The following is a 24,058-nucleotide window of genomic DNA, read 5'->3' on the forward strand; positions in this document are numbered from 1 at the left end:
GAGCGGATCCGGTCTCCTCCTGTCCGGCCCTGGGGCCGGTGTCTTGCACTCCTCCTCCTCTCGCGGATGCCGGTGGCGCTGCGCTGCGGGTCGTCAGTGATCCCGGGGCGGCGCCGAGGTGGGGGCCGGCGCGGGATGGTTCCCGCGCCGACCCGGGCTGGTGGGGCCGATCAGGACTCGAAGGCCGAGGGCAGGTACTCGGAGACGTTGTCCTTGGTGACGACCGGCGCGAAGAGCTGGATCTGGCGCGGGACGCCGAGCGAGCTGGTGTCGGCCATCGACTTGTTCTGCTCGACGAGGCGGGCGAGCTTGATGCCGTCCGCGGCCTGGGTCGAGGGGTAGACGACCGTGGCCTTGACGACGGAGTCGTCGGCCTCGATCGCGCGCATCACGTTGGCCGAGCCGGCGCCGCCGACGAAGAGGAACTCGTCGCGTCCGGCCGTGTCGATCGCCGCGAGGACGCCGACGCCCTGGTCGTCGTCGTGGTTCCAGATGGCGTCGATCTTCGGCGCGGCCTGGAGGAGGTTGGCCGCGGCCTGCTCTCCGCCCTGGACGGTGAAGTCGGCGGCGACGCGGTTGTCCACGTCGAGTCCGCAGCCCTCGAGCGCGTCCGAGAAGCCCTGGCTGCGCTCCTGGGTCAGCGGGAGGGAGTCGATGCCGGCGATCTCGGCGACGACGGCGTCGGGGTTGTCGCCGAGCTCCTCGCAGATGTAGGTGCCGGCGCTGACGCCCATGCCGTAGTTGTCGCCGAGGATGGTCGACCGGGCGGCGAAGGGGCTGGAGAACTCGCGGTCCACGTTGATGACGGTGATGCCCGCCTCCATCGCCTGGGTGGCGACCTGCGTGAGCGCCGCTCCGTCGATCGGCAGGAGCACGATCGCGTCGACGCCGTCGTTGATGAAGGTCTCGACCTGGCTGATCTGGAGGTTGACGTCGTTGGTGCCCTCCGCGGTGCGGAGCTCCACGTCGTCGTACTTCTCGGCCTCGGCGATGGCGGCGCGGCTGACCGCGCCCATCCAGCCGTGGTCGGCGGCGGGAGCGGTGAAGCCGATGACGACGTTGTCGCCGGAGGCGTCGTTGTCCGAGGCGGCCACGGCGGCGGCGGTCCCGCCGGAGGCGGCGTTGCCGGTCTCGACCGGGGCGTTCGAGATGCAGCCGGTGAGCATCAGCGCGACGGCGCCGAAGGCGACGCCGGCCGAGCCGAGTCGGGCGGTGCGGGAGAGGCGGCTGCGGGTGAAGGGGCGTGCGGGCATGGAAGTGATCTCCTTCGATCGATCCGAGGGGTCCGAGGGCACACGTGTCCTGCGGAGAGGTGACCTGAGTGGTCGGGTGGGTTGCTGTGTGTGGAGGAGCGGGGCCGGAGCCCCGGGGTCAGGACTTCCTGCCGCGGGCGGCGAACCGCTGCTGCAGCAGGACGGCGGCGACGATGATCGCGCCCTTCGCGACGGCCTGAGTCGAGGTCGACATGTTGTTCTGCGTGAACACGTTGGTCAGGGTCGTGAAGATGAGGACGCCGAACACGGTGCCGACGATGGTGCCGCGGCCGCCGGCCAGCAGCGTGCCTCCGACGACGACCGCCGCGATGGCGTCGAGCTCGTAGAGGAGGCCGTTGGTCGAGCTTCCGGCGGTGGTGCGGGCGAGCATCATGACGGCGGCGATGCCGGCGGTGAGCCCGGCGAGGCCGTAGACGTACATGGTGTGGCGGCGGACCTTGATGCCGGCGAGGCGGGCCGCCTCGGGGTTGCCGCCGACCGCGATGGTGCGGCGGCCGAAGGTGGTGCGGTTGAGCAGGATCCAGCCGGCGACGGCGACGACCACGAAGATCAGCACGAGCACCGGGATGCCGAGCACGTCGGCGCGGAAGAAGTCGAGGAACGGCGTGACCGTGACGACCTGCGTCTGGCGGTTCGAGATCAGCTCGGCGAAGCCGCGGGCGGCGACGAGCATCGCCAGGGTCGCCATGAAGGCGACGACCCGGCCGTAGGCGATCAGCGCGCCGTTGATGAGGCCGCAGACGAGGCCGACGACGACCGCGGTGAGCACGATCACCAGCCAGGAGGTGTTGGCCGCGTAGTACTGGGTCGAGACCGTGCTCGCCCAGACCGTCGCGAGCCCCATCACGGAGCCGACCGAGAGGTCGATGCCGCCGGAGGTGATGACGAACGTCATGCCGATGCTCAGCACGCCGATGACGGCGGCGAGGCGGAGGATCGTGAGCACGTTGTCGACGCTGGCGAAGCGCTCCCCCGCGGTCGCGAATCCGACGATGCAGAGGATCACCAGCGCGAGCAGCAGCCCGACGTTGCGGCCGAGGGAGCCCTGCATGAGGCGGGCCATCCCGGAGCGGGAGTCCTTCGAGGGCACGCCCCCGGAGGAGCCTCCCGTCGCGGCCGACGCGTGACGGGCGGCGTCCTCCTGCGGACCGCCGATCGACGGCGACGCGGTGTCGAGCTGTCCGCTCACGCTGCACTTCCTTCCATGACGAGATCGAGCACGCGGTGCTCGTCGATCGAATCGGCCGGGCCCTCGTGGACCACGGCGCCGTCGGAGATCACGAGCACTCGGTCGGAGAGTCCGAGGACCTCGCCGATCTCGCTGGAGACCACGAGCACGGCGGCGCCGTTGGTCGCGAGGTCCCTGATCAGGGTGTAGATCTCGGCCCGTGCGCCGACGTCGACCCCGCGGGTCGGCTCGTCGAGCAGCAGGACGCGGCAGCCGCGCACGAGCCAGCGGGCGAGGAGCGCCTTCTGCTGGTTGCCTCCGGAGAGGGTGCGGGCGTCGCGGTCGACCCCGGAGGGCCGCAGGTCGAGGGAGACTGCCTGCTCGGCCGCCGCCGCGCGCTCGGAGCGCTCGTCGAGGAAGCCGCGCTTGGCGAAGCGGTCGAAGGTCGAGAGGGTGATGTTGCGGTAGACCGGCTCGTCCAGGAGCAGGCCCTGGCTCTTGCGCTCCTCCGGGCAGAGGCCGATGCCGGCGTCGACCGCTGAGGTGACGGAGCCGGCGCGCAGGCGCTTGCCCGCCACGCTGACCGTCCCGGTGCTGGCGCGGCGCGCCCCGTAGATGGTCTCGAGGATCTCGGAGCGGCCGGAGCCGACCAGCCCCGCGAGGCCGACGACCTCGCCGGCGCGGATCTCGAGGGAGACGTCCGAGAAGGAGCCCTGCAGGCCCAGCTTCTCGACCTTCAGCAGCGTCTCGGCCTCGACGTCGAGCTCCTGGCGGTCCGGGAAGACGTACTCGACGGCGCGGCCGGTCATCAGGGTGATGAGCTTCGAGGTGGGGGTGTCGGCGACCGCGAGGTTCTGCGCGACGGTCGCGCCGTCCTTGATCACGGTGATCCGGTCGCCGATGGCGCGGATCTCGTCGAGGCGGTGCGAGATGTAGACGATGGCGACGCCGGAGGCGGTGAGCTGGCGCACCACGTGGAAGAGGTTCTCCACCTCCTCGGAGTCGAGCACCGCGGAGGGCTCGTCCATGATGATGACCCGCGCGTCGTGCGAGAGGGCACGGGCCATCTGCACGATCTGCTTGCCGGCGGCGGAGAGCGTGCCGACCTCGCGGTTCGGCGAGATCTCGGAGTGCCCGAGGCGCTCCATCAGCTCGCGGGTGATCCTCGTGGCCTTCGCCCGGGCGGTGAAGCCGCCGCGGGAGAGCTCGTGGCCGAGGAAGATGTTCTCGGCGACGGAGAGGCCGTCGACGACGTCGAGCTCCTGGTACATCGTCGCGATGCCCAGGGCGAGGGCCGCCGTCGGGGACGGGATCGTGACGACGTTCCCGTCGACGAGGATCTCGCCCTCGGTGGGCTGGTGGGCCCCGGCGAGGGTCTTGATGAGGGTGGACTTGCCGGCGCCGTTCTGGCCGAGGAGGCAGTGCACCTCACCGGGTCGGACATCGAGGTCGACGCCGTCGAGAGCACGGGCGCCGGGGAAGACCTTCACGATGCCGCGCATCTGCAGAAGCAGCTGCTGAGACTCGTCGGAGGTGCGGGGAAGAGGCTGTGCAGCAGTGCTGCGGGGGTCTGCGGTGACCATGCGGATGAAGCTACTTCCACTTACGTCGCGGGTCAAGCAAAAGTTCTGAACCGATTCGAAGGCGGTTCGGGTGATCGCCCAGTCGCCCGGAGGGCTTCCTGCTATCGCGTCAGGGCAGGGATCCGCGGGATTACGCGACACCTGACGGCGGCGGTTGAGACATTCCGTCCGTGATAGAGCGCTCTCCGAACCCTATGAAGGCGCTCATGTCCGTGCAGCCCGGGCGCGTCGCCCCGGAGGCGGCCTCGCCGAGCGCGGTAGCGCCCGCGCCCCGACCCGTGGCAGGGTCGTACGGCCGACGAAAGGACGACGATGTCGAACGACCGAGCCCTGCGCGTCGCGATGGTGGGGACCGCCTTCATGGGCCGCACCCACTCGCACGCCTGGCGCACCGCCTCCCGCTTCTTCCCCCTCCCCCTCCGCCCCGAGCTCGCCGTGCTCGTGGGGAGCAACCCCGACTCGACCGCCGAGCGCGCCGAGCGGCTGGGCTGGAGCGAGGCCTCCACCGACTGGCGGGCCGTCATCGCCCGCGACGACATCGACCTCGTCGACATCTGCACCCCGGGCGACACCCACGCCGAGATCGCCATCGCGGCCCTCGAGGCCGGCAAGCACGTGCTGTGCGAGAAGCCCCTCGCCAACTCCGTCGAGGAGGCGGAGCGGATGGTCGCCGCGGCCGCCGCCTCCGGGAAGGTGGCGATGTGCGGCTTCAGCTACCGTCGCACCCCGGCTCTCGCCCTCGCGAAGCGCTTCATCGAGGAGGGCCGCCTCGGCGACATCCGCCACGTGCGCGCCCAGTACCTGCAGGACTGGCTGTCCGACTCCGAGGCGCCGCTGACCTGGCGCCTGCAGAAGGAGCGCGCCGGCTCGGGCGCCCTCGGCGACATCGGCGCGCACAGCATCGACACCGCCCAGTGGCTGACCGGCCGCGGCATCACCTCGGTCTCGGCGACGCTGCGCACCTTCACCACCGAGCGCCCCGTGCTCAGCGAGCAGGTCGGCCTCGGCGGCCGTGCCGGTGCCGACGCCCCGCGCGGCGCCGTGACCGTCGACGACGCCGCGGCCTTCACCGCCTCCTTCGAGGGCGGCGCCCTGGGCGTCTTCGAGGCGACCCGCGTCGCGACCGGCCGCCGCAACGCCAACCGGATCGAGGTGAACGGCGAGCTCGGCTCGATCGCCTTCGACTTCGAGCGGATGAACGAGCTCGAGTACTACGACGCCCGCGACCCCGAGGAGGCGCAGGGCTTCCGGCGCATCCAGGTCACCGAGCCGGCGCACCCGTACATGGCGGCCTGGTGGCCGACCGGGCACGGCATCGGCTACGAGCACCTCTTCACCCACCAGGTCGTCGATCTCGTCGAGGCGATCGCCGGCGGCACGGCGGTCACGCCCACCTTCGCCGACGCCCTCGACGTGCAGCGAGTCCTCGACGCGGTGGCCACCAGCGCGGGCGCGTCGTCCGTCTCCACGCCGGTCGCCCGCTGACCCGCCCGTCCCCTCCTCGCGAGATGCCACCTGTGACGCCCCGCCGCGGCGTGTCGTCGTTACAGGTGGCATCTCGCGGAGGGTGACCGCGGGTGGGTGCGGGAACGCGGTCGGCGCCGTGCGCCGATCCTGCGCCATAATGCGCCTATGAGCAAGAAGATTGACGCCGCGCATCGCGCGCTGGTAGACGCCCTCGACAAGCACGCCCGACTCGTCTCGGACAAGGAGTCGAAGCCGCGGAAGGTCGAACGGGCGGGAGCCGAGCTCCGCGCCGCGACGAAGGCGTACGCCGCGCTCGTGTCCGCGCGCACCGGCGCCGCGAGCCCCTTCGCCGACCTGGCCGACCCCCGCCTGGACAAGCCGACCATCGCGTCGCTCCGGGCCGAGCGCGACGCGATCGCGAAGCGGATCGCCAAGCACGAGGCGTCGGCGGGCGAGGACGGCGCGCTCGCGAGCTGAGCGTGCGGCGCGGCGCGGTCGCGGCGCTGAGCAGCCGTCACAGCGCGATCCCGCGCTGAGCGGCGCCGCGGCGCGCTCTCGAGCTGGCCGCGCTCCACGGCGCGACCCCGCGCCGAGCAGCCGCGACGGCGCGCTCGCGTGGTGAGCGCGCCTCCTCTGCCTCCGAGTCGCCGTGTTACGCGCGGGTTCCGCGCGGGTCCGACCGCCTTCGTAAGGTGATCCCCGGGATCCGCGCAGTCGCGGCGCCGAGCGACCGGAGGCCGGTCGCAGCGCCGGCGGTGACCAGCACCGCCCGGTCGGCGCCGAGTGCCCGGATCCTCTCCACGGAAGGATCCCCACAGCCATGACCCTGCGCACCCGACTCCTCGCGACCTCCGCGATCGCCGCCTCCGCCGCCCTCCTCCTCGCCGGCTGCTCCGGCGCGGGCGGCGGCGACGACACCGTCCGCATCGGCGTGGTCGGCGCGAGCGACCCCTACTGGGCCACCTACGAGAAGGCCGCCGCCGCCGCCGGGATCGACGTCGAGATCGTCGACTTCAGCGACTACAACCAGCCCAACCCCGCCCTCACCGAGGGCGAGATCGACCTCAACCAGTTCCAGCACATCGCCTACCTGGCGCAGTACAACACCTCGGCCGACGCCGACCTCGTGCCGATCGGCGCGACCGCGATCTACCCGCTCGGCCTCTACTCCTCGCAGTACGACGACGTCGCGGACATCCCCGCCGGTTCCACCGTCGCGATCCCCAACGACGAGACCAATCAGGCGCGCGCGCTGCTGGTGCTGCAGTCGGCCGGGCTCGTCGAGCTGAAGGACGGCGGCGGAGTGCTCTCGAACGTCGACGACGTCGAGTCCTCCTCGAAGGTGGAGGTCACCGCGCTCGAGGCCTCCCTCACCCCGACGTCGCTCCCGGACGTGGCCGCCGCGATCATCAACAACGACTTCATCGAGAACGCGGGCCTGAAGGCCTCGGACGCGATCGCCCAGGACGACCCGAGCGACCCCGCCTCCCTGCTCTACACGAACATCTTCGCCGCCCGGGCCGACGACGCCGAGAACGAGACCTACACGAAGCTCGTCTCGATCTACCAGGACAGCCAGGACGTGCTCGACGGCGTCTCGGAGCAGTCCGGCGGCACCGCGGTCTTCCTGAAGACCCCCGCCTCCGAGCTGGAGACCTCGCTCGAGTCCGCCGAGACCGACATCGCCGCCGCCTCCTGACTCCGGCACCCGCGGCACCGCGCCGGTCGGGTCCTCCGCTCGCGGAGCTCCCCACCGGCGCGGTCCCGCGCCTCCCCCGCAACAGAAAGGGCGCCCCGTGCCGCTCATCCGCATGACCGACGTGCGCAAGGTGTACCCCGGCGCAGGGCGCGGCGCCGCCCCGACCGCGGCCGTCGACGGCGTGAGCCTCGAGATCGAGGCGGGCGACGTCTACGGCGTGATCGGCTACTCCGGCGCCGGCAAGAGCACGCTCGCGCGCCTCGTCAACGCCCTCGAGCCCGCGACCAGCGGCAGCATCGAGATCGACGGCCGCGAGACCGTGGGCCTGCCCGAGCGCGAGCTGCGCCGGCTGCGCCTGGGGATCGGGATGATCTTCCAGCAGTTCAACCTGTTCGGCTCGAAGACCGTGGGGCAGAACGTCGCCTACCCGCTGCAGGTCGCGGGCGTCCCGCGCGCGGAGCAGCGCGCCCGCGTCGACGAGATGCTCCGCTTCGTCGGCCTGAGCGACAAGGCGCGCAGCCACCCGGAGCAGCTCTCGGGCGGGCAGAAGCAGCGCGTCGGCATCGCCCGCGCCCTCGCCGCCTCCCCGCGCATCCTGCTGGCCGACGAGGCCACCAGCGCGCTCGACCCGGACACCACCGGCGAGGTGCTCGCCCTCCTCCGCCGCATCAACGAGGAGCTGGGCGTCACCATCGTCGTGATCACCCACGAGATGGACGTGGTCCAGCAGCTCGCGACGAAGGTCGCGGTGATGGAGTCGGGCCGCATCGTGGAGCGCGGGCCCGTCTTCGACGTGTTCTCGGCCCCGCGCGAGCCGGTCACCCGCCGCTTCGTCTCCACGGTCGTCCGCTCGGTGCCCTCGCCCGCGGAGGCGGCCGTGCTGCGCGCGCGCCACCGCGGCCGGCTGGTCACGCTCTCGTTCTCGGACGACTCCGCCTCCCAGGGCGACGTCTTCGCCGAGGTCGCGGCCGCCGGCGTGCCGCTCGAACTCGTCTACGGCGGCATCACCGACGTCCGCGGGCGGGCCTTCGGCCACCTCACGGTCGCCCTCGACGCGCCGGACGGCGTCGTCGACCCCCTCCTCGCCCGCCTCGGCGAACGCGTCGCCCTCACGGAGGTGCCCCGATGAACGAGCTGATCCCGCTCCTGCCCAAGCTCGTCCAGGCGACCGGCGAGACGCTCTACATCGTCGCGCTGAGCCTCCTCTTCGGCGGGCTCGGCGGACTGCTGATCGGACTGGGCCTCGCGCTCACCCGCGGCGGCGCCCTCTACGCGAACCGGGCGGTCCACGGACTGCTCAACGTGATCGTGAACGTGTTCCGGCCGATCCCGTTCATCATCTTCATCGCCGCTGCCCAGCCGCTGGCCCGGCTGGTGGTCGGCTCCGGCATCGGCACGGACGCCATCGTCTTCACCCTCTCGCTCGGCGCCGCCTTCGGCATCGGGCGGATCGTGGAGCAGAACCTGCTGACCGTGCAGCCCGGCGTCATCGAGGCGGCGCGGTCGGTCGGAGCGAGCAGGTTCCGGATCGTCCGCACGGTGCTGCTGCCGGAGGCGCTCGGTCCGCTGATCCTCGGCTACACGTTCGTGTTCGTCGCCGTGATCGACATGTCGGCGGTCGCCGGCTACATCGGCGCCGGCGGGCTCGGCAACTTCGCGATCCAGTACGGCTACCGGCAGTTCGAGCCGGTCGTCACCTGGGCCGCGGTGCTCGTGATCATCGTGATCGTGCAGCTGGTGCAGCTGCTCGGCAACGTGCTGGCCCGGCGCGTCCTGCGCCGCTGAGCCCGCACCCGCACCTCCGCGAGATGCCACTTGAGTACGCGACACGCCGCTGTCGGCGTACCGAAGTGGCATCTCGCGAAGCGCCGGTCCTCCCAGGGGCGGCTGCTGCGACCGCACCCCGCACGAACGCGAGATGCCACTTCGGTACGCGACACGCGGGTGTCGCTGTACCGGAGTGGCATCTCGCGGAGGCCCGTCCGCCGGGGCGGGAGGCGTCAGTAGCGCGGCTTGCGCTCCGGGCGCTCGCTCGAGCGGCTCGGGCCGCTGGGGCGTGCGCCGCGGTCGGCGCCGGCGCGGCTCGGACGGCGGTCGGGCTTCAGCTCGATCAGCTGGCCGCTGATGCGGGTGTCGGCGAGGCGGTCGAGCACGTCCTGGGGCAGGTCTGCCGGCAGCTCCACGATCGAGAAGTCCGGGCGGATGTCGATGTGCCCGAAGTCGCCGCGGTTGAGGCCGCCCTCGTTCGCGAGCGCGCCCACGATCTGGCGGGGCTCGACGCGCTGGCGGCGGCCGACCTCGATCCGGTACGAGGCGAGGTTGCTGTTCGCCGGGCGCTGACGGCGCTCGGGACGCTCGCCCCGGTCGCCGCCGCGGTCGAAGCGGTCGCCGCGCTCGGGACGGTCGCCGCGGTCGGGCCGGGAGTCGCGGTCCTCGCGCTCGCGACGGGCGAAGCGGGGGTCGTCGGGCGAGAGCAGCAGCGGCTCCTCGCCCTGCGCGACGATGGCCAGCGCGGCGGCGACGTCCGACTCGACCACGTCGTGGTGCTCGACGTAGTGGCCGATGATGTCGCGGAAGCGCTGCAGGCGCTCGGTGTCGGCGAGCGCCGCGGTGATCGCGTCGTCGAAGCGCGAGAGGCGGGTGACGTTGACGTCCTCGACGCTCGGCATCCGCATCTCGGTCAGCGGCTGGCGGGTGGCCTTCTCGATGGCGGCGAGGAGGCGGCGCTCGCGCGGCGTGACGAAGCTGATCGCCGCTCCGCTACGCCCCGCGCGACCGGTGCGGCCGATGCGGTGGACGTACGACTCGGTGTCGATCGGGATGTCGTAGTTGACGACGTGGCTGATGCGCTCGACGTCGAGACCGCGGGCGGCGACGTCGGTCGCGACGAGGATGTCGAGCTTGCCGGACTTCAGCTGCTCGACGGTGCGCTCGCGCTGGGCCTGGGCCACGTCTCCGCTGATCGCCGCCGCGGTGTAGCCGCGGGCGCGCAGCTTCTCGGCCAGCGTCTCCGTCTCGCTCTTCGTGCGGACGAACACGATCATGCCCTCGAAGTTCTCGACCTCGAGGATGCGGGTGAGCGCATCGACCTTCTGCGGGTACGACACCATCAGGTAGCGCTGGGTGGTGTTGACGGAGGTCGTGGTCTTGTTCTTGACCGTGATCTCCTCCGGCTCCTTCAGGTACTTGCCGGAGATGCGGCGGATCTGCGCGGGCATCGTCGCCGAGAACAGCGCGATCTGCTTCTCGACGGGGGTGTCGGCGAGGATCGTCTCGACGTCCTCCGCGAAGCCCATCTTGAGCATCTCGTCGGCCTCGTCGAGAACCAGGAACTTCAGCTGCGAGAGGTCGAGGGTGCCCTTCTCGAGGTGGTCCATGATGCGGCCGGGCGTGCCGACGACGACGTGGACGCCGCGGCGGAGCGCGGAGAGCTGGGTGCCGTAGCCCTGGCCGCCGTAGACGGGGAGGACGTGGACGCCGCGGAGGCCGGACGCGTAGCGCTCGAACGCCTCGCACACCTGCAGCGCGAGCTCGCGGGTCGGGGCCAGCACGAGGGCCTGCGGCGTCTTCTGCGAGACGTCGAGGCGCGAGAGGATCGGCAGCGCGAACGCCGCGGTCTTGCCAGTGCCGGTCTGGGCGACGCCGAGGACGTCGCGGCCGGAGAGGAGGGACGGGATCGTCGCGGCCTGGATGGCCGAGGGCGTCTCGTAGCCGACCTCCTTGAGGGCCTTGAGGACCGGGTCGGAGAGACCGAGGTCGGAGAAGGTGAGCGTGGGGGCGCTCTCGGAAGCGGTGTCGGCTTCGGGGGCGGAATCGGGGGTATCGGTGGACGCCATGGTGCAACGGTAGTGCTCCGGCGGCACCGCCGTCCGAGGGAACCCCGAACGCTCGGGCGATCCCGACCCTCCGGAGGCGCCTCGAGCGCCCGTCACGGGGTGAAGTCGAGCAGCACCTTGCTCGAGCGCGAGGCGTCGCGGGCGAGCTCGAAGGCCTCGAGCGCGCGCTCCAGCGGCACCACCTGCGTGACCACCGGCGCCACCGCGAGGCTCCCGTCGGCGAGCGCCGCCAGCACCTTGTCGATCTCGTCGACGAAGCGGAAGGAGCCGATCAGGCGCAGCTCCCGGGTGATCGCGAGCGAGATCAGGGCCGGCTGCTCGCCCGAGGGGAGGAGTCCCACCATCACGACGGTGCCGCCGCGGGCGGCGCCCCGGACGGCCGAGGCGAGGCCGCGCGGGCTGCCCGAGGACTCGAAGACGACGTCGGCCGCGACCTCGGCGATCGCGACGGCGTCGGTCGCGCGGATCGTCCGGGTCGCGCCGACCGCCCGGGCGATCGCGAGGGGCTCCTCGGCCAGGTCGACGGCGACGATCTCGGCCGCCCCCGCCCGCTTCAGCACGGCGACGATCAGCGCTCCGATCGGGCCGCTGCCGATCACCAGCGCGCGCCGTCCCGACACTTCACCCGCGCGCGACACCGCGTGCCAGGCGACGCTCGCCGGCTCCGCGAGCGCCGCCTCCCGGAGCCCGAGACCGGCGGGCAGCTCGCGGAGCATGCGCGCCGGCAGCACCGCGTGGCGGGCGAACGCGCCCTGGGTGTGCGGCATCCGCGCGGCGCTGCCCAGATAGGTGCCCTCGGTCGCGAGGTTGGGGCGCCCGTCGGGCCACTCGCCGCGAGCGGTCGCGGGGTGCACGGCGACGGCCGCGCCGACCGGGGGTCCCGAGCCGTCCACCGCTGCCTCGACGACCGTGCCGACCACCTCGTGGCCGAGCGTCAGCGGCTCGCGGAGGATCGACTCGCCCGCGGCGCCGTGCGTCCAGTAGTGCAGATCGGAGCCGCAGATCCCGCCGTACGCGACGGCGACGAGGGCCTCGCCGGGGCCGCGCGGCGCGAGCGGCGCCTCCTCGACGCGGAGGTCGCCGGCGGCGTGGACGACGACGCGGGTGGTGGAGGCGGGGACGAGCGCGGTCATGCGGGTTCCGTTCGGTGGGTCGAGGGGTGGCTCAGACGACGACGGTCATGCCGCCGTCGATGAAGACGACCTGCCCGTTGACGTAGTCCGAGCCGTCGGAGGCGAGCCAGACGGCGGGGCCGATCAGGTCCTCGACGCGGCCCCAGCGCGCGGCGGGCGTGCGGCCGAGGATCCAGCTGTTGAACGCCTCGTCGTCGACGAGGCCCTGCGTCATCTCGGTGTGGATGTACCCCGGAGCGATCGCGTTGACCTGGATGCCGTGCTGCGCCCACTCCGCCGTCATCGCGCGGGTGAGGTTGCGGATCCCGCCCTTCGAGGCGGTGTAGGGCGCGATCGTCGGCCGCGCGAGATCGGCCTGCACCGAGGCGACGTTGACGATCTTCCCGGCGCCGCGCGGGATCATCCGCTTCGCCGCCGCCCGGCCGACCACGAAAGCGCTGGTGAGGTTCGTGCGCAGCACCCGCTCCCAGTCGGCGACCTCGAGCTCGAGCAGGGGCACGCGGTGCTGGACGCCGGCGTTGTTGACCAGGATGCGCAACGGACCCACCGCCTCCTCGATCCAGGCGACGCCCGCCTCGGCGGCCGCGTCGTCGGTGACGTCGAAGGCGCGGGCGTGGATCCGCGGGCGGTCGTCCGTGCCGGGGAACCGCTCCGCGAGCTCGGCGCGGGCGGCCTCGAGGCGCTCGGGGTCGAGGCCGTTCAGGACGACGGTGGCGCCCGCCTCGGCGAGGCCGGTGGCGACGGCGCGGCCGATGCCGCGGCTGGATCCGGTGACGAGCGCCACGCGGTCGGTCAGGTCGAAGAGCACGGTTCCTCCAGAGGGTCGGAGCGGGTGTCAGGGCTGCGGAGGCGCCGCGCGCGGAGGGCCCGGGACGGTGCGGCTCGCGAGCGCGCCGATCCCGTCGAGGGCGATCAGCACCTCCTGGCCGGGCTCGACCTCGACGGCTGTGCCGGGCGAGCCGGTGAGGACGACGTCTCCCGGGTGGAGCGTGAGGTGGGAGGTGAGGTGCACCAGGATCTCGGCGGCGCGCCAGCCGAGGCGCGCAGTGGAGGAGACGGCCCGCACGTCCCCGTCGACGCTCACCGTGATGCCGACCGCGTCGACGTCGACTCCGGTCTCGATCCACGGTCCGAGCGGCGTCCAGCCGTCGCCGTTCTTGCCCTGGAGGAAGAGGCCGTCGGCGGCGATCATCCCGGGAGCGGTGACGTCGTTCGCGACCGTCGCTCCGAGCACGTGCGCGAGCGCGTCCTCGGGCGTGAGGTGCCGCGCGGTGCGGCCGATGACCAGGGCGAGCTCGCCCTCGACGACCACCGGGCCGATGCCCTCGTCGAGGACGATCGGGTCGCCGGGCCCGGCCAGCGTGTGCGCGGTCTTGTGGAAGGCCTGCGGGGGCAGCAGCCGGTCGACCGCGGAGCCGTTGTGCGCCATGCCGAGGATGACGCGGGGCTCCACCGGGGCCAGCAGCTGCGCGCCCTCGACGGGCCAGCGGCGGCCCGTCTCGATCGGCTCCGCGGCGAAGGCGTCCTCGATCTCGCGCCACTCCCCCGCGACCTGGAGGACGACGGCCGGTCCGCCATCGGCCCGGATCCGCGCGAGGCGCATCAGCGGACGCCCCTCGGCTGGACGCCGCCGGTGCTGCTGGTGCTGCTGCTGCTGGTCGCCACGGTGCCTCGCTCACTCCGGCCCGCGCGGGCGGGACGGACCGAGCGTAACAGCCCACTGAACGGCATTCAACAGGATGGACGGTGTCAGGCGTGTCCTCCGGCCACGAGGGGCGGGCGGCCGAGCGCCGCGGCGGCCTCGCGGAGGGCCGCGACGACCTCCTCCTGATCGTCGGCGACCGGCCGGACCAGCGAGACGCCGACCGCGACCGAGAGATCGGAGCGGGTGGCGGCCGGGACCGCGACGGCGACGCCCAGGACGCTGGGGTGCAGCTCGCCGTCGTCGATCGCGTAGCCGCGCACGCGCGCCGCGGCGACCTTGCGGAGCAGCTCGCGGGTCGAGGACGTGGACCGGTCGGTGAAGACGACGATGTCACGGTCGTCGGCGAAGCGCTCGGCGATCTCGCTGTCGTCGAGCTCGGCCAGAAGCGCCGTTCCGACGGCCGTGGCGGAGGCGGGGTACCGGTCGCCGACGCTCGCGGACAGCGCGAACCGCTCCCGCCCCTCGTGCACCGCCAGGTAGAGGACCCGCGTGCCGTCGAGCAGCGCGATCTGCACCAGCTGACGCGAGAGCACCGGCGACTCCTCGCAGAGCCGGTAGAACTCGCGCACCGGGTCGAAGCCGGCGAGGTAGTGGCTGCCGAGCTCGACGGTGCGCCGGCCGAGGAGGAAGCCGGAGCCGACGCGGCGGATGAGCCGGCCCTCCTCGAGCGCGACGCAGAGGTTCGACGTCGACGACTTGGCGATCCCGAGCTCGCGGGCGATGTCGGTCAGCGTGCGCGGGCCGCCCGCGTCGGCGAGGAGGTCGAGGATCCGCATCGCGCGCGACACGGCCGGGGCGCCCGAGCCCCTGTCGGAGTCGACCGTCGTCGGGGGCGCATCGGGGCGGGCCATGTCGTCCTCTCGCGGGGGCGGTGTCAGTAGAACTCCACCGTATCGACTCGGTTGATCAGGGGCTCCCCGTCGAGGAAGCGGGTGGCGTTGCGCGCGAAGAGCTCGGCGATCAGGCGGTCCTCCGCGACGTTCAGCGCCGCGGTGTGGGGGCTGATCAGGACGCTCGGGTGGCTCCAGAGCGGGCTGCTCTGCTCGAGCGGCTCCTCCGCCACCACGTCGAGCGCGGCGAAGCCGACGCGGCCGTCGTCGAGCGCGGCGAGCAGCGCCTCCTCGTCGACGACCGTCCCGCGGCCGACGCTGACGAACGAGGCGCCGGGGCGCAGTGCGGCGAAGAACTCGGAGCCGACCAGCTTCTCGGTGGCGGCGGTGCCGGGGAGCGTGACGACGACCCCGTCGATCCGGCCCGCCACCTCCGCGATCGCGTCGGGGGCGACGATCTCGTCGACGTGCTCGACCTCGGTCTCGTGGCGGCTCGTGCCGATCACGCGGGCGCCGAGCTGCTGGAGCTTGCGGGCCGTCGCGCGCCCGATCGTGCCGAGCCCCACGATCAGGACCGTCTGCTCCGAGATCAGCCCCATCGTCCACCGGCCGCCCCAGACGCGCTCGCGCTGGAGGGACTGGAGGCGCGGGAGGGACTTGGCACCGGCCAGGAGTCCGAAGACCCCGAACTCGGCGAGCGGCTCGGAGTGGACTCCCGCCGAGGTCGAGAACGCGATGCGCTCGAGCTGCGCGTCGTCGAGCCCCGCGGCCCGCACCTGCGCGCCTCCGCCCGCGGGCATCGTCTGCACCCAGCGGAGGCGCGGATTCGCGGACGCCGTGCGCGCGAGGGCGGCGGGGGTCTCGTCCGGCACGCCGTAGAGCACGTCGGCGGAGTCGACCAGCTCGTCGAAGGCGCGCTGCTGCTCCGGGGTGCGCTGGAAGGAGGGGTCTCCGCCGTGATCGCCGGGGTGGCGCATCGGAGGGAGGAGGCTCTGGTCGGCGACGACGTCGAGGCGCGGCTCGAGCTCGACGATGCGGGCGATCAGCTCGGGGCTGAGCGGCGAGGCGATGACGACGCGGAGGCGATCGGTCACGGGTGTCCCTTCGCGGGACGGTGCGGGAGGCTCTCCCCCGAATCGGCCCGCGCCCACCCTACTTCACTCCTGTGAACCCTGTTCGATATGCTGGGCGCATGCCGGACACCACGACCGTCGCCCTCCCGCCCGCGCGCACCGGCTTCGTCGGGCTCGGGAGCATGGGCGCCCCGATGGCCCAACGCCTCGTCGCCGCCGGCGTCCCGCTCGGGATCACCGCGCGCCCCGCCTCCGCCGACCGCGCCAGACGCGCCGTCCCCGAGGCGCAGTGGCACGACTCCGCCCGCTCGCTCGCCGCCGCCTCGGACGTGCTGATCGTGATGGTGCCGGACCTGCCGCAGCTCGAGGAGGTGCTCGAGGGAGAGGAGGGCGTGCTCGCGGCCGGGGCGGACCTCGTGCTCGTCGTCTGCTCCAGCGTGTCCGCCTCCGGCCTGCGCGAGCTGGCGGGACGCCACCCAGGGCTCCGCCTCATCGACGCCCCCGTCAGCGGCGGAACCGAGGGCGCCGAGGCGGGGACCCTCTCGATCATGGTCGGCGGGGCGGAGGAGGACGTCGCCCGGGTGCTGCCCGTCCTGTCCGCCTGCGGGACCGCCGTCCGCCTCGGACCGCTCGGCGCCGGCGAGGTGGCCAAGGCCTGCAACCAGCTCGTCGTCGCCGCGACCATGACCGCGATCGCGGAGGCCGCCGTGATCGCCGAGCGCTCCGGCCTCGACCTCGACACGCTGCTCGCCCTGCTGCAGGGCGGCTACGCGGGCAGCCGCGTGCTCGAGACCAAGCGGGCCGCCCTGGTCGCCCGCGACTACACCCCGACCGGTGTCGCCTCCTTCATGGACAAGGACCTGCGGGCCGCGGCCGACGAGGCGGAGGCGACGGGCACCTCCGCTCCGCTGCTCGGCACGCTCCGCACCGTGTTCCGCGACCTGGTGGACGCCGGCCTCGGCGACGAGGACCTCGCGGTGGTGCACCGCTTCGTCGCCGAGCGCTGAGGCGGGGGGGGGGCGCACGCGCGCGGAGGCCGGGCCGAGACGTCCCGCTGCGCGCCGGGACGCCGGCGAGGGGCGGTGTCTCGGCACTGACGGGCAGCGGGAAGCCGGCGCCTCACCGCTGCCGGGCGCGTGAGCACGGCAGCTCGGCGGAGAGGCGCCCGCGCGAGAGCAGCCTCCGCGCGTCGGCGCAAGGGCCCCCGCTCCGGGCGTCCCCGACCTAGCGTGGGAGGAACGGCATCATCGAGCGAAGGAGCACGACATGGCATCAGGAGTCGCAACGGTCTGGGTCCCCGTCACGGACATGGAGCGGGCGGTCGCGTTCTACCGCGACACGCTCGGCCTCGAGGTCAAGGACACCTCGGACGACTGGTCGGAGCTGGACGCCGGCGGGCTGATGATCGGCCTGAACGCCCGCGAGTCGGCCACGGTCGCCGAGCAGGGCGGGGCGGTCATCTCGTTCCAGCCCGACGGCTCGATCGAGGACGAGCTGGAGCGCCTCACGGCGCGCGGTGCGTCGATCGAGGGCGAGATCAGCGACCACGAGTGGGGCCGCATCCTCCCCTTCAAGGACTCGGAGGGCAACGACCTCCAGTTCTACTCGCCGCCGCAGAGCTGAGCGGAGGGCCGCCGTCGAGGCGGCCTCGACGAGCGGCGGGCGGGCCGGAGCCGGAGGGCTGCGGTCCGCCCGCCGCTGTGCGTCGCGCGGCCCGTCGGTCCTCGCGCAGGTGCGTCACCCGGCCGGTCCGATCCTCGGATCGTCTCTCCGCCGCACGTGAGGCCCTCCTCCCAGCTCGCCTCCGCACCTGAGGTCCTAGGATCAGCTGTCCGCCGCATCTGCGGACTTCAGATCCGGAGGTCCCCGTGCATCGTCGCCTGCTCCCCCTCGTCCCGGCCGCTGCCGCGCTCCTCCTGCTCGCGGGCTGCTCCGCTCCGTCGACCCCCGCCGGCGACGCGGCCAGCGACGGCGCGACATCCTCGGCCGGCGGCTCCGTCACCGTCTTCGCCGCCGCCTCGCTGAAGGCCGCGTTCACCGAGCTCGCCACGGGGTTCGAGGCCGCCGAGCCCGGCGCGCGGGTCGAGCTCTCCTTCGCCGGCTCCTCCGACCTCGCGACGCAGATCGTCAACGGCGCCCCGGCCGACGTCTTCGCCTCCGCCGACGAGCGCACGATGTCCACCGTCGCCGAGGCCGGGCTCGTCGACGGGAACCCGGTCGACATCGCCACGAACACGCTCGAGATCGCCGTGCCTCCCGGCAACCCGGCGCAGGTCGCCTCGCTCGCCGACCTCGCCCGGCCCGGGACCGCCACCGTCGTCTGCGCGCCGCAGGTGCCGTGCGGAGCAGCGGCCGTCGCGGTCGAGCAGGCCGCCGGGGTCGACATCTTTCCCGTGAGCGAGGAGTCGTCGGTCACCGACGTGCTCGGCAAGGTGTCCTCGGGCGAAGCGGACGCCGGGCTCGTCTACGCGACCGACGTCCGCGGGGCCGCGGGCTCGGTCACCGGCATCCCCTTCGCCGAGGCCTCGCAGGCGGTGAACACGTACCCGATCGCGGCGCTGACCGGAGCGGGCGACCCGGCCACGGCGGCGGCCTTCGTCGCGTACGTCGCCTCCGACGCCGGGCGCGCGGTGCTCGCGGCGGCCGGGTTCGGAGCACCGTGAGAGGCGTCGCGGCGTCGGAGGAGGCCTGCAGGGCGGTCGGCAGGGCGGTCGGCAGGTCGGTCATAGGAGGGTCGTAGGACGGTCATCGAAGGCGCAGAGCCTCGGCCGCCAGGGTTGCTCGCGACGGACACCACGACCGACGAGGAGCACGACCATGACCCGCATCCCGGAGCCCCGCAGCACGCCCGACGGACCGGCCTACGAGGGCCGCCGGCTCGACCGCCCCGAGGAGGAGGTGGTCGACCAGGGCCTCCCGTTCGACGTGGGGACCCTCTTCTCGCGGCGCGGCGTGCTGACGCTGGTCGGCGCGGGGGCGGCGACCCTCGGGCTCGCAGCATGCGCCACCGGAGGATCGGGATCCGCCTCCTCCGCCGCCGCGACCGCCACCGCGACTCCCACCGCGATCGCCACGGCCGGGGCCGGCACCGCGGTCGCCGGCGAGATCCCCGACGAGACGGCCGGCCCCTACCCGGGCGACGGCTCGAACGGGGTCGACGTCCTCGAGCGCTCCGGGATCGTCCGCAGCGACCTGCGGACCAGCATCGGCGGCGGCGCGACGGCCGACGGGGTCCCCCTGGCGCTCACTCTGACGATCCTCGACGCGGCGAACGGGGGCGTGCCGTTCGCCGGAGCCGCCGTGTACGTCTGGCACTGCGACGCGCACGGGGACTACTCGATGTACTCCAGCGGCGTCGAGGACGAGACGTACCTCCGCGGCGTGCAGGTCGCCGACGCGTCGGGCGTCGTCTCCTTCGCCTCGATCGCCCCGGCCTGCTACTCCGGCCGCTGGCCGCACATCCACTTCGAGGTGTACCCGGGAGTGGACTCGATCACCGACGCGTCGAACGCGATCGCGACCTCGCAGGTCGCCCTCCAGGAGGAGGCGTGCACCGCGGTCTACGCCCTCGACGCGTACGCGGGCTCGGCCGCGAACCTCGCCCGGGTCGGCCTGGACACCGACTCCGTCTTCGGCGACGACGGCGGAGCCCTGCAGCTCGCGACGATGTCCGGCAGCCCGGCGTCCGGCTACTCCGCGGAGCTCACCGCGAGTGTCGACACCCGCACCGCGCCGACGGCCGGCGCCGCCCCCCGCAGCCGCTGACCCCCCGTCCCTCTCCGCGAGATGCCACTTGGGTACGCGACACGCCGTGCGAGGCGTACCGAACTGGCATCTCGCGGAGAGGGGACGGGCGGGGCGCGGGCGTGCGCGAGGGCGAGATGCCACTTGGGTACGCGACACGCCGCGCGAGGCGTACCGAACTGGCATCTCGCGGGGAGGGGATGGGCGGGGAGCGGCGCAGGCGCGGACGTAGGATCGACGGCATGCCGCAGATACGGATCAAGGACGCCGCCGCAGCGCTGGGAGTGAGCGACGACACGCTGCGGCGCTGGATCGAGAACGGGACGCTCGAGAGCGCGAGAGACTCCTCCGGGCGGCGGGTCGTCGACGGCCTCGAGGTCGCCCGGCTCGCCCGCGCGAACGCCGTGCTGCCGGAGGATCCGTCCCCGGTCGCGCGCTCGGCCCGCAACCGCTTCGTCGGGATCGTCACCGGCATCGTGATGGACACCGTGATGGCGCAGGTCGAGCTGCAGTGCGGTCCGCACCGCGTGGTCTCGCTGATGAGCAGCGAGGCGGTCCGCGAGCTCGGGCTCGAGCCCGGGTCTCCCGCGGTGGCGGTGGTCAAGGCGACCACGGTCATCGTCGAGACGCCGCTCGCCCGCGGCTGATGCGCACCGGGTCCGGCCTGCCGCGCTGGGTCGTGGCCGTCGCCGCGCTCGGCGCCCTGCTGGTGCTGCTCCCGCTCGCCGCGATCCTCGCCCGCGTCGACTGGCCGCAGTTCCTGCCGCTGATCACCTCCGACTCCTCCGTCGCCGCGCTCCTGCTGAGCCTGCGCACCTCCGCCGTCGCGACCCTGCTGTGCCTGCTGCTCGGTACCCCGATGGCCCTCGTGCTCGCCCGCACGGCCTTCCCCGGCCAGCGCCTGCTCCGCTCGCTGGTGCTGCTGCCGCTGGTGCTGCCGCCGGTGGTCGGCGGGCTGGCGCTGCTCTTCACCTTCGGGCGGATGGGCCTCCTCGGCGGCGCGCTGGAGGCCCTCGGCGTCCGAATCGCGTTCTCGACCACCGCCGTCGTGATCGCGCAGACCTTCGTGGCCCTGCCGTTCCTGGTGCTGACGCTCGAGGGCGCGCTGCGCAGCGCCGGCGCGCGGTACGAGTCGGTCGCCGCGACGCTCGGCGCCTCGCCCGGGACGGTGCTCCGGCGGATCACGCTGCCGCTGATCCTGCCGGGCCTCGCCTCGGGCGCGATCCTCTCGTTCGCGCGGGCGCTCGGCGAGTTCGGGGCGACGCTGACCTTCGCCGGCAGCCTCGAGGGCACGACGCGCACCCTCCCGCTCGAGATCTACCTGCAGCGCGAGAGCGATCCGGACGCGGCGGTCGCCCTCGCGCTGGTGCTCGTGGTGGTCGCGGTGCTCGTGATCGGTCTCGCGCACGGCCGCTCCGCCCGGGGGGTGCCGCGATGAGCCTGCTGCTGGAGGCGCGGCTCGCGGCGCGCGGGATCGATGTGCGGATCGACGTGGCCGAGGGCGAGACGATCGCGCTGCTCGGGCCCAACGGCGCGGGCAAGTCGACCGTGCTCGAGTTGATCGCCGGCCTCGTCCGCGCCGACTCCGGGCGGGCGACCGTCGGCGGCGACCTGCTCTTCGAAGACCGCCGGTGGACTCCTCCGCACCGCCGCCCCGTCGCCCTGCTGGCGCAGGACCCGCTGCTGTTCCCGCACCTCAGCGTGCGCGAGAACGCGGCGTTCGGTCCGCGCAGCGCCGGCGCCGGACGGGCGCGGTCCCTCGAGCGGGCGGAGCGCGAGCTGGCCGCCGCGGGCGTGGCCGACCTGGCCGACCGGCGCCCGGGGAGCCTCTCCGGCGGCCAGGCGCAGCGGGTCGCCCTCGCCCGGGCCCTCGCGACCGACCCGCGCCTTCTGCTGCTCGACGAGCCGCTGGCCGCGGTCGACGCCCGGACCGCCCCGGTCCTCCGCCGGATGCTCCGCGAGGTGCTCGCCGACCGCTCGGCGATCGTGGTCACCCACGACGTGCTCGACGCCTGGACCCTCGCCGACCGGGTTCTGGTGCTGCACGGCGGCCGGGTGGTCGAGGAGGGGCCGACCGCCCGCGTCCTCACGCGCCCGCGCACCGCATTCACCGCCGAGCTCGCCGGGCTCGAGCTGCTCGAGGGCGTCCGCACCGCGACGGGTCTGCGCACCGCCGACGGGCACGAGCTGTCCGGAGTCGCGGCCGAGCCGGTCGCGGTCGGCGCCGCGGTGCTCGCCGCGGTCCGTCCCTCCGCCGTCTCCGTCGGAGAGGGAGGCCTCCGCGCCGTGATCACCGACGTGGAGCAGCGGGGAGACGCGGTGCGGGTGCGCAGCGCGCTCCTGACCGCCGACGTCCCGGCGGCCGACGCGGCGCGCCTCGACCTCGCGCCCGGCCGCGAGGCAGGCTTCACCGTCGCTCCGCAGGATCTGCTGGTCTACCCGGCGTGAGGGGCGGGCACGAGGAGACGGCTCGCCATCCGGCGTGAATCCGCCCCTCGGACCGCCCTGTGCTCGACGCGAGGGACGGCGCGAGCGCCCGTCCCGCTACTCCGTCCGTCCGCCGTCCCCGCCGGGCGCAGCGCCGGGCAGCGGGAGCCGAGCCCGCAGCCGCGCCCCCGCCAGCACGGGCGAGTCCGAGAGCTCCAACGAGCCCCCGTAGACCGCGAGCTGCCGCTCCAGCCGCGCCAGGCCCGAGCGCGTCGACCCCTCGACGAGTCCGCGGCCGTCGTCGTCGAGGGTGAGCACCACGACGCCCGCCTCCTCGTCGCCGCGCACCCGCAGCGAGGAGGCGCCGCCGTGCTTCAGCGCGTTGGTGACCGCCTCCTCCAGGAACCGGACCAGGAGCATCCGCTGGTCGAGCGGCGGCTCGGCACCCTCGGCGGCGAGCGCCGGGATGCGGCCGAGGTCGAGGTCGACGGCGATCTCGGGAGGGAGGCGCGCGACGAGGTCGCGGACGGCGGGGACCAGGCCGTGGTCGATCTCGACCGGGTAGAGGGCGTGGCCGACCGCGCGCACCTCGTCCTCGCGGAGCCGGTCGAGCCGGGCGGCGATGGCGAGCAGCCGCTCCGAGGCCGCCTCGTCGGATGTGCTCGCGACCGCGTGCAGCTCGGCGGTCAGCACCACGAGTCCGTTCTGGAGGCCGCCGTGCAGGCTCTGCGCGACGTCGCGCCGCACCCGCAGCTCCTCCCGCTGCAGGGCCTGCACCGCCTCGAGCGCCTGCACGGAGGCGCGGGCGTGCTCCCGCTCCTTCTCGCGCACCCGCCGCGCCGCGCGCACGAGCAGGTAGCCGTAGGCCGTGATCAGCGCGATCACCGTGGATCCGACGACCAGCTCGACCGCGAGAGCGGGGAGGGCCGAGAGCGGGTAGACGCCGGTCAGCACCTGGAGGCAGCAGCGGACCAGGCCCATCCCCACGGCGATGACCGCCGTCCGGGCCACGCGGCCGCCGCCGGTCGAGCGCTCGGGACGCAGCACCGCGACCAGGGCGATCGCGAGCCCGATCGTCGACACGTTGACCAGGACGCGCGTCGTCACGTCGAGCAGCGGCCCCGGATCGACGCCCCGCAGCGTCCGCGACAGCATCCCGAGCGCGAAGACGGCCTGGAGCGCGGCCAGCAGCGAGAGGACGCCGCCCAGGAGGGCCATCGCTCCGAGGACGATGCGGTTGTCCTCGCGCGCGTCGCGCGGGCCGGCGCTCATCCGGTGTGCTCGAGGAAGAGGAGCGTCGCGTCGACCCGCGGGTTGCGCTCGCCGTCCGAGCGGACGCCGAGGGACGCGTAGACGGCGTTGACGTGGTTGTCGACCGAGCGGACCGCGATGCCGAGGCGCTCGCCGATCGCGGCGTTGGTCAGCCCCGATGCGAGGCCCGAGAGCACCTCGTACTGGCGCGGGCTCAGCGCGGCGACCGGGGAGTCGCGGCGGGCCGCGCGGGCGGCGACCAGCGCCGGATCGAGCACGGTGCGGCCGTCCGCCGTCGCGCGGACGGAGGCGAGCAGCGCGGGGGCGGAGAGGGAGGAGGTCTTCGAGAGGTAGCTCCAGCCGCGGGCCTCGGCGCGGTCGAGGCGGAGGAAGCGGTGCATCGCGTCGACGGCCGAGAGCAGGACGATGCCCAGCCCCGGCGCGGTGGACCGCAGCCGGCGCCCGAGCTCGATGCCGTCCCCGTCGCCGAGCTCGATGTCGAGGATCGCCACGTCGAGCTCCGCGGGCCGCAGCACCGACCGCGCCTCTGTGGCGGATCCGGCCTCCACGACGCTCCGCACGCCCGGCACCGCGCGCAGCAGCGACGACAGCATGTGCCGGTAGAGGGGCTGGTCGTCGACGACGGCCAGCCTGAGCTCCGGAACGCCCCCCACGGATGTCATCCGCCCATCTTCACCCATGCTCCGGAGGTCGAGGCGTCCCTCGACCGGGGGTCACCGCGCGAGGATCCGCGTCGGCTCGCGGGCGGCGGCGGGCGCCTGCCCCGTGAGCGGGGGGATCAGGAGTGACGGGGCGGGGTCGATGAGGCGGGCGCGGAGGGGCGTGGGGTGGGCTCCGGGAAGGGCGG

23 protein-coding genes are annotated in these 24,058 nt (G+C 73.8%); 12 read left to right on the forward strand and 11 right to left on the reverse strand.

Annotated features, from left to right (window positions below):
• Positions 1–170: 170 nt before the first annotated feature.
• From GSU40_RS14600 to GSU40_RS14610, 3 genes are all read right to left on the reverse strand, one after another.
• Complete coding sequence (locus GSU40_RS14600; protein ID WP_104222461.1) at positions 171–1,253, reverse strand: substrate-binding domain-containing protein; 1,083 nt, start codon at positions 1,251–1,253, stop codon at positions 171–173.
• Between the two features lie 118 nt (positions 1,254–1,371).
• A complete protein-coding gene (locus GSU40_RS14605; protein WP_104222491.1) occupies positions 1,372–2,337 on the reverse strand; it encodes an ABC transporter permease in 966 nt (321 codons plus the stop codon).
• 122 nt (positions 2,338–2,459) lie between these two features.
• Positions 2,460–3,944 carry a sugar ABC transporter ATP-binding protein gene (locus tag GSU40_RS14610; protein WP_208543410.1) on the reverse strand — a complete coding sequence of 495 codons (1,485 nt, stop codon included), beginning with the start codon at positions 3,942–3,944 and terminating at the stop codon, positions 2,460–2,462.
• A gap of 393 nt (positions 3,945–4,337) precedes the next feature.
• Between GSU40_RS14610 and GSU40_RS14615 the strand changes: the two genes are divergently transcribed.
• From GSU40_RS14615 to GSU40_RS14635, 5 genes are all read left to right on the forward strand, one after another.
• On the forward strand, positions 4,338–5,510 hold the full coding sequence (locus GSU40_RS14615; protein WP_104226598.1) for a Gfo/Idh/MocA family oxidoreductase: 1,173 nt from the start codon (positions 4,338–4,340) through the stop codon (positions 5,508–5,510).
• A gap of 147 nt (positions 5,511–5,657) precedes the next feature.
• A complete protein-coding gene (locus GSU40_RS14620) occupies positions 5,658–5,969 on the forward strand; it encodes a hypothetical protein (RefSeq protein ID WP_104233529.1) in 312 nt (103 codons plus the stop codon).
• Between the two features lie 343 nt (positions 5,970–6,312).
• Positions 6,313–7,191 (forward strand): MetQ/NlpA family ABC transporter substrate-binding protein, encoded by an 879-nt coding sequence (locus GSU40_RS14625; protein ID WP_160035496.1) that lies wholly within the window; start codon positions 6,313–6,315, stop codon positions 7,189–7,191.
• A 97-nt stretch (positions 7,192–7,288) separates the two neighbouring features.
• Positions 7,289–8,320, forward strand: a complete 1,032-nt coding sequence (locus tag GSU40_RS14630) for a methionine ABC transporter ATP-binding protein (protein ID WP_244229504.1) — start codon at positions 7,289–7,291, stop codon at positions 8,318–8,320.
• Positions 8,317–8,976, forward strand: coding sequence for a methionine ABC transporter permease (locus GSU40_RS14635; protein ID WP_104275888.1), 660 nt, complete (start codon positions 8,317–8,319; stop codon positions 8,974–8,976). The genes GSU40_RS14630 and GSU40_RS14635 overlap by 4 nt, the downstream gene beginning before the upstream one ends.
• 215 nt (positions 8,977–9,191) lie before the next feature.
• On the opposite strand, the gene GSU40_RS14640 is transcribed toward GSU40_RS14635, so the two are convergent.
• The 6 genes from GSU40_RS14640 to GSU40_RS14665 form a co-directional block, all read right to left on the reverse strand.
• Positions 9,192–11,027: a DEAD/DEAH box helicase gene (locus tag GSU40_RS14640; RefSeq protein ID WP_104237941.1), complete on the reverse strand. Its 1,836-nt coding sequence runs from the start codon at positions 11,025–11,027 to the stop codon at positions 9,192–9,194.
• 92 nt (positions 11,028–11,119) lie between these two features.
• Positions 11,120–12,160, reverse strand: coding sequence for an L-idonate 5-dehydrogenase (locus tag GSU40_RS14645; protein ID WP_160035498.1), 1,041 nt, complete (start codon positions 12,158–12,160; stop codon positions 11,120–11,122).
• A 31-nt stretch (positions 12,161–12,191) separates the two neighbouring features.
• Positions 12,192–12,968: an SDR family oxidoreductase gene (locus tag GSU40_RS14650; protein ID WP_104345752.1), complete on the reverse strand. Its 777-nt coding sequence runs from the start codon at positions 12,966–12,968 to the stop codon at positions 12,192–12,194.
• A gap of 27 nt (positions 12,969–12,995) precedes the next feature.
• Positions 12,996–13,763, reverse strand: coding sequence for a fumarylacetoacetate hydrolase family protein (locus GSU40_RS14655; RefSeq protein ID WP_160035500.1), 768 nt, complete (start codon positions 13,761–13,763; stop codon positions 12,996–12,998).
• Positions 13,764–13,909: 146 nt separating this feature from the next.
• Positions 13,910–14,716: an IclR family transcriptional regulator gene (locus GSU40_RS14660; RefSeq protein WP_160035502.1), complete on the reverse strand. Its 807-nt coding sequence runs from the start codon at positions 14,714–14,716 to the stop codon at positions 13,910–13,912.
• Positions 14,717–14,739: 23 nt separating this feature from the next.
• Complete coding sequence (locus GSU40_RS14665; protein ID WP_244229505.1) at positions 14,740–15,789, reverse strand: D-2-hydroxyacid dehydrogenase; 1,050 nt, start codon at positions 15,787–15,789, stop codon at positions 14,740–14,742.
• A 98-nt stretch (positions 15,790–15,887) separates the two neighbouring features.
• Between GSU40_RS14665 and GSU40_RS14670 the strand changes: the two genes are divergently transcribed.
• From GSU40_RS14670 to GSU40_RS14700, 7 genes are all read left to right on the forward strand, one after another.
• Entirely contained in the window at positions 15,888–16,775 is an 888-nt protein-coding gene (locus GSU40_RS14670) for an NAD(P)-dependent oxidoreductase (protein ID WP_160035506.1), read from the forward strand.
• A gap of 259 nt (positions 16,776–17,034) precedes the next feature.
• Positions 17,035–17,391 (forward strand): VOC family protein, encoded by a 357-nt coding sequence (locus GSU40_RS14675; RefSeq protein ID WP_160035508.1) that lies wholly within the window; start codon positions 17,035–17,037, stop codon positions 17,389–17,391.
• A 245-nt stretch (positions 17,392–17,636) separates the two neighbouring features.
• Positions 17,637–18,431 carry a molybdate ABC transporter substrate-binding protein gene (gene modA, locus GSU40_RS14680; protein WP_160035510.1) on the forward strand — a complete coding sequence of 265 codons (795 nt, stop codon included), beginning with the start codon at positions 17,637–17,639 and terminating at the stop codon, positions 18,429–18,431.
• A 154-nt stretch (positions 18,432–18,585) separates the two neighbouring features.
• Positions 18,586–19,533, forward strand: a complete 948-nt coding sequence (locus GSU40_RS14685) for an intradiol ring-cleavage dioxygenase (RefSeq protein ID WP_160035512.1) — start codon at positions 18,586–18,588, stop codon at positions 19,531–19,533.
• Between the two features lie 221 nt (positions 19,534–19,754).
• Positions 19,755–20,159 carry a TOBE domain-containing protein gene (locus tag GSU40_RS14690; protein WP_160035514.1) on the forward strand — a complete coding sequence of 135 codons (405 nt, stop codon included), beginning with the start codon at positions 19,755–19,757 and terminating at the stop codon, positions 20,157–20,159.
• On the forward strand, positions 20,159–20,950 hold the full coding sequence (locus tag GSU40_RS14695; protein WP_104222446.1) for an ABC transporter permease: 792 nt from the start codon (positions 20,159–20,161) through the stop codon (positions 20,948–20,950). Before GSU40_RS14690 ends, GSU40_RS14695 begins: the two co-directional genes overlap by 1 nt.
• On the forward strand, positions 20,947–21,960 hold the full coding sequence (locus GSU40_RS14700; RefSeq protein WP_160035516.1) for an ABC transporter ATP-binding protein: 1,014 nt from the start codon (positions 20,947–20,949) through the stop codon (positions 21,958–21,960). The genes GSU40_RS14695 and GSU40_RS14700 overlap by 4 nt, the downstream gene beginning before the upstream one ends.
• A 96-nt stretch (positions 21,961–22,056) precedes the next feature.
• Here GSU40_RS14700 and GSU40_RS14705 read toward each other — a convergent pair whose 3' ends face one another.
• Together GSU40_RS14705 and GSU40_RS14710 are read right to left on the reverse strand one after the other, a co-directional pair.
• Positions 22,057–23,211 carry a hypothetical protein gene (locus GSU40_RS14705; protein ID WP_160035518.1) on the reverse strand — a complete coding sequence of 385 codons (1,155 nt, stop codon included), beginning with the start codon at positions 23,209–23,211 and terminating at the stop codon, positions 22,057–22,059.
• Positions 23,208–23,873, reverse strand: a complete 666-nt coding sequence (locus GSU40_RS14710; RefSeq protein WP_104237929.1) for a response regulator transcription factor — start codon at positions 23,871–23,873, stop codon at positions 23,208–23,210. Before GSU40_RS14710 ends, GSU40_RS14705 begins: the two co-directional genes overlap by 4 nt.
• Positions 23,874–24,058: the final 185 nt, after the last annotated feature.

Source organism: Rathayibacter sp. VKM Ac-2805, from assembly GCF_009834265.1.
Taxonomy (GTDB): domain Bacteria; phylum Actinomycetota; class Actinomycetes; order Actinomycetales; family Microbacteriaceae; genus Rathayibacter.

Coding starts and splice junctions, on each gene's coding strand:
- GSU40_RS14670 (WP_160035506.1), top strand. CDS start 15,888: ATGCCGGACACCACGACCGTCGCCCTCCCGCCCGCGCGCACCGGCTTC.
- GSU40_RS14610 (WP_208543410.1), bottom strand. CDS start 3,944: ATGCGCGGCATCGTGAAGGTCTTCCCCGGCGCCCGTGCTCTCGACGGC.
- GSU40_RS14705 (WP_160035518.1), bottom strand. CDS start 23,211: ATGAGCGCCGGCCCGCGCGACGCGCGCGAGGACAACCGCATCGTCCTC.
- GSU40_RS14615 (WP_104226598.1), top strand. CDS start 4,338: ATGTCGAACGACCGAGCCCTGCGCGTCGCGATGGTGGGGACCGCCTTC.
- GSU40_RS14605 (WP_104222491.1), bottom strand. CDS start 2,337: ATGGCCCGCCTCATGCAGGGCTCCCTCGGCCGCAACGTCGGGCTGCTG.
- GSU40_RS14690 (WP_160035514.1), top strand. CDS start 19,755: ATGCCGCAGATACGGATCAAGGACGCCGCCGCAGCGCTGGGAGTGAGC.
- GSU40_RS14640 (WP_104237941.1), bottom strand. CDS start 11,027: ATGGCGTCCACCGATACCCCCGATTCCGCCCCCGAAGCCGACACCGCT.
- GSU40_RS14645 (WP_160035498.1), bottom strand. CDS start 12,160: ATGACCGCGCTCGTCCCCGCCTCCACCACCCGCGTCGTCGTCCACGCC.
- GSU40_RS14660 (WP_160035502.1), bottom strand. CDS start 14,716: ATGGCCCGCCCCGATGCGCCCCCGACGACGGTCGACTCCGACAGGGGC.
- GSU40_RS14620 (WP_104233529.1), top strand. CDS start 5,658: ATGAGCAAGAAGATTGACGCCGCGCATCGCGCGCTGGTAGACGCCCTC.
- GSU40_RS14685 (WP_160035512.1), top strand. CDS start 18,586: ATGACCCGCATCCCGGAGCCCCGCAGCACGCCCGACGGACCGGCCTAC.
- GSU40_RS14695 (WP_104222446.1), top strand. CDS start 20,159: ATGCGCACCGGGTCCGGCCTGCCGCGCTGGGTCGTGGCCGTCGCCGCG.
- GSU40_RS14625 (WP_160035496.1), top strand. CDS start 6,313: ATGACCCTGCGCACCCGACTCCTCGCGACCTCCGCGATCGCCGCCTCC.
- GSU40_RS14635 (WP_104275888.1), top strand. CDS start 8,317: ATGAACGAGCTGATCCCGCTCCTGCCCAAGCTCGTCCAGGCGACCGGC.
- GSU40_RS14710 (WP_104237929.1), bottom strand. CDS start 23,873: ATGACATCCGTGGGGGGCGTTCCGGAGCTCAGGCTGGCCGTCGTCGAC.
- GSU40_RS14700 (WP_160035516.1), top strand. CDS start 20,947: ATGAGCCTGCTGCTGGAGGCGCGGCTCGCGGCGCGCGGGATCGATGTG.
- GSU40_RS14675 (WP_160035508.1), top strand. CDS start 17,035: ATGGCATCAGGAGTCGCAACGGTCTGGGTCCCCGTCACGGACATGGAG.
- GSU40_RS14655 (WP_160035500.1), bottom strand. CDS start 13,763: ATGCGCCTCGCGCGGATCCGGGCCGATGGCGGACCGGCCGTCGTCCTC.
- GSU40_RS14600 (WP_104222461.1), bottom strand. CDS start 1,253: ATGCCCGCACGCCCCTTCACCCGCAGCCGCCTCTCCCGCACCGCCCGA.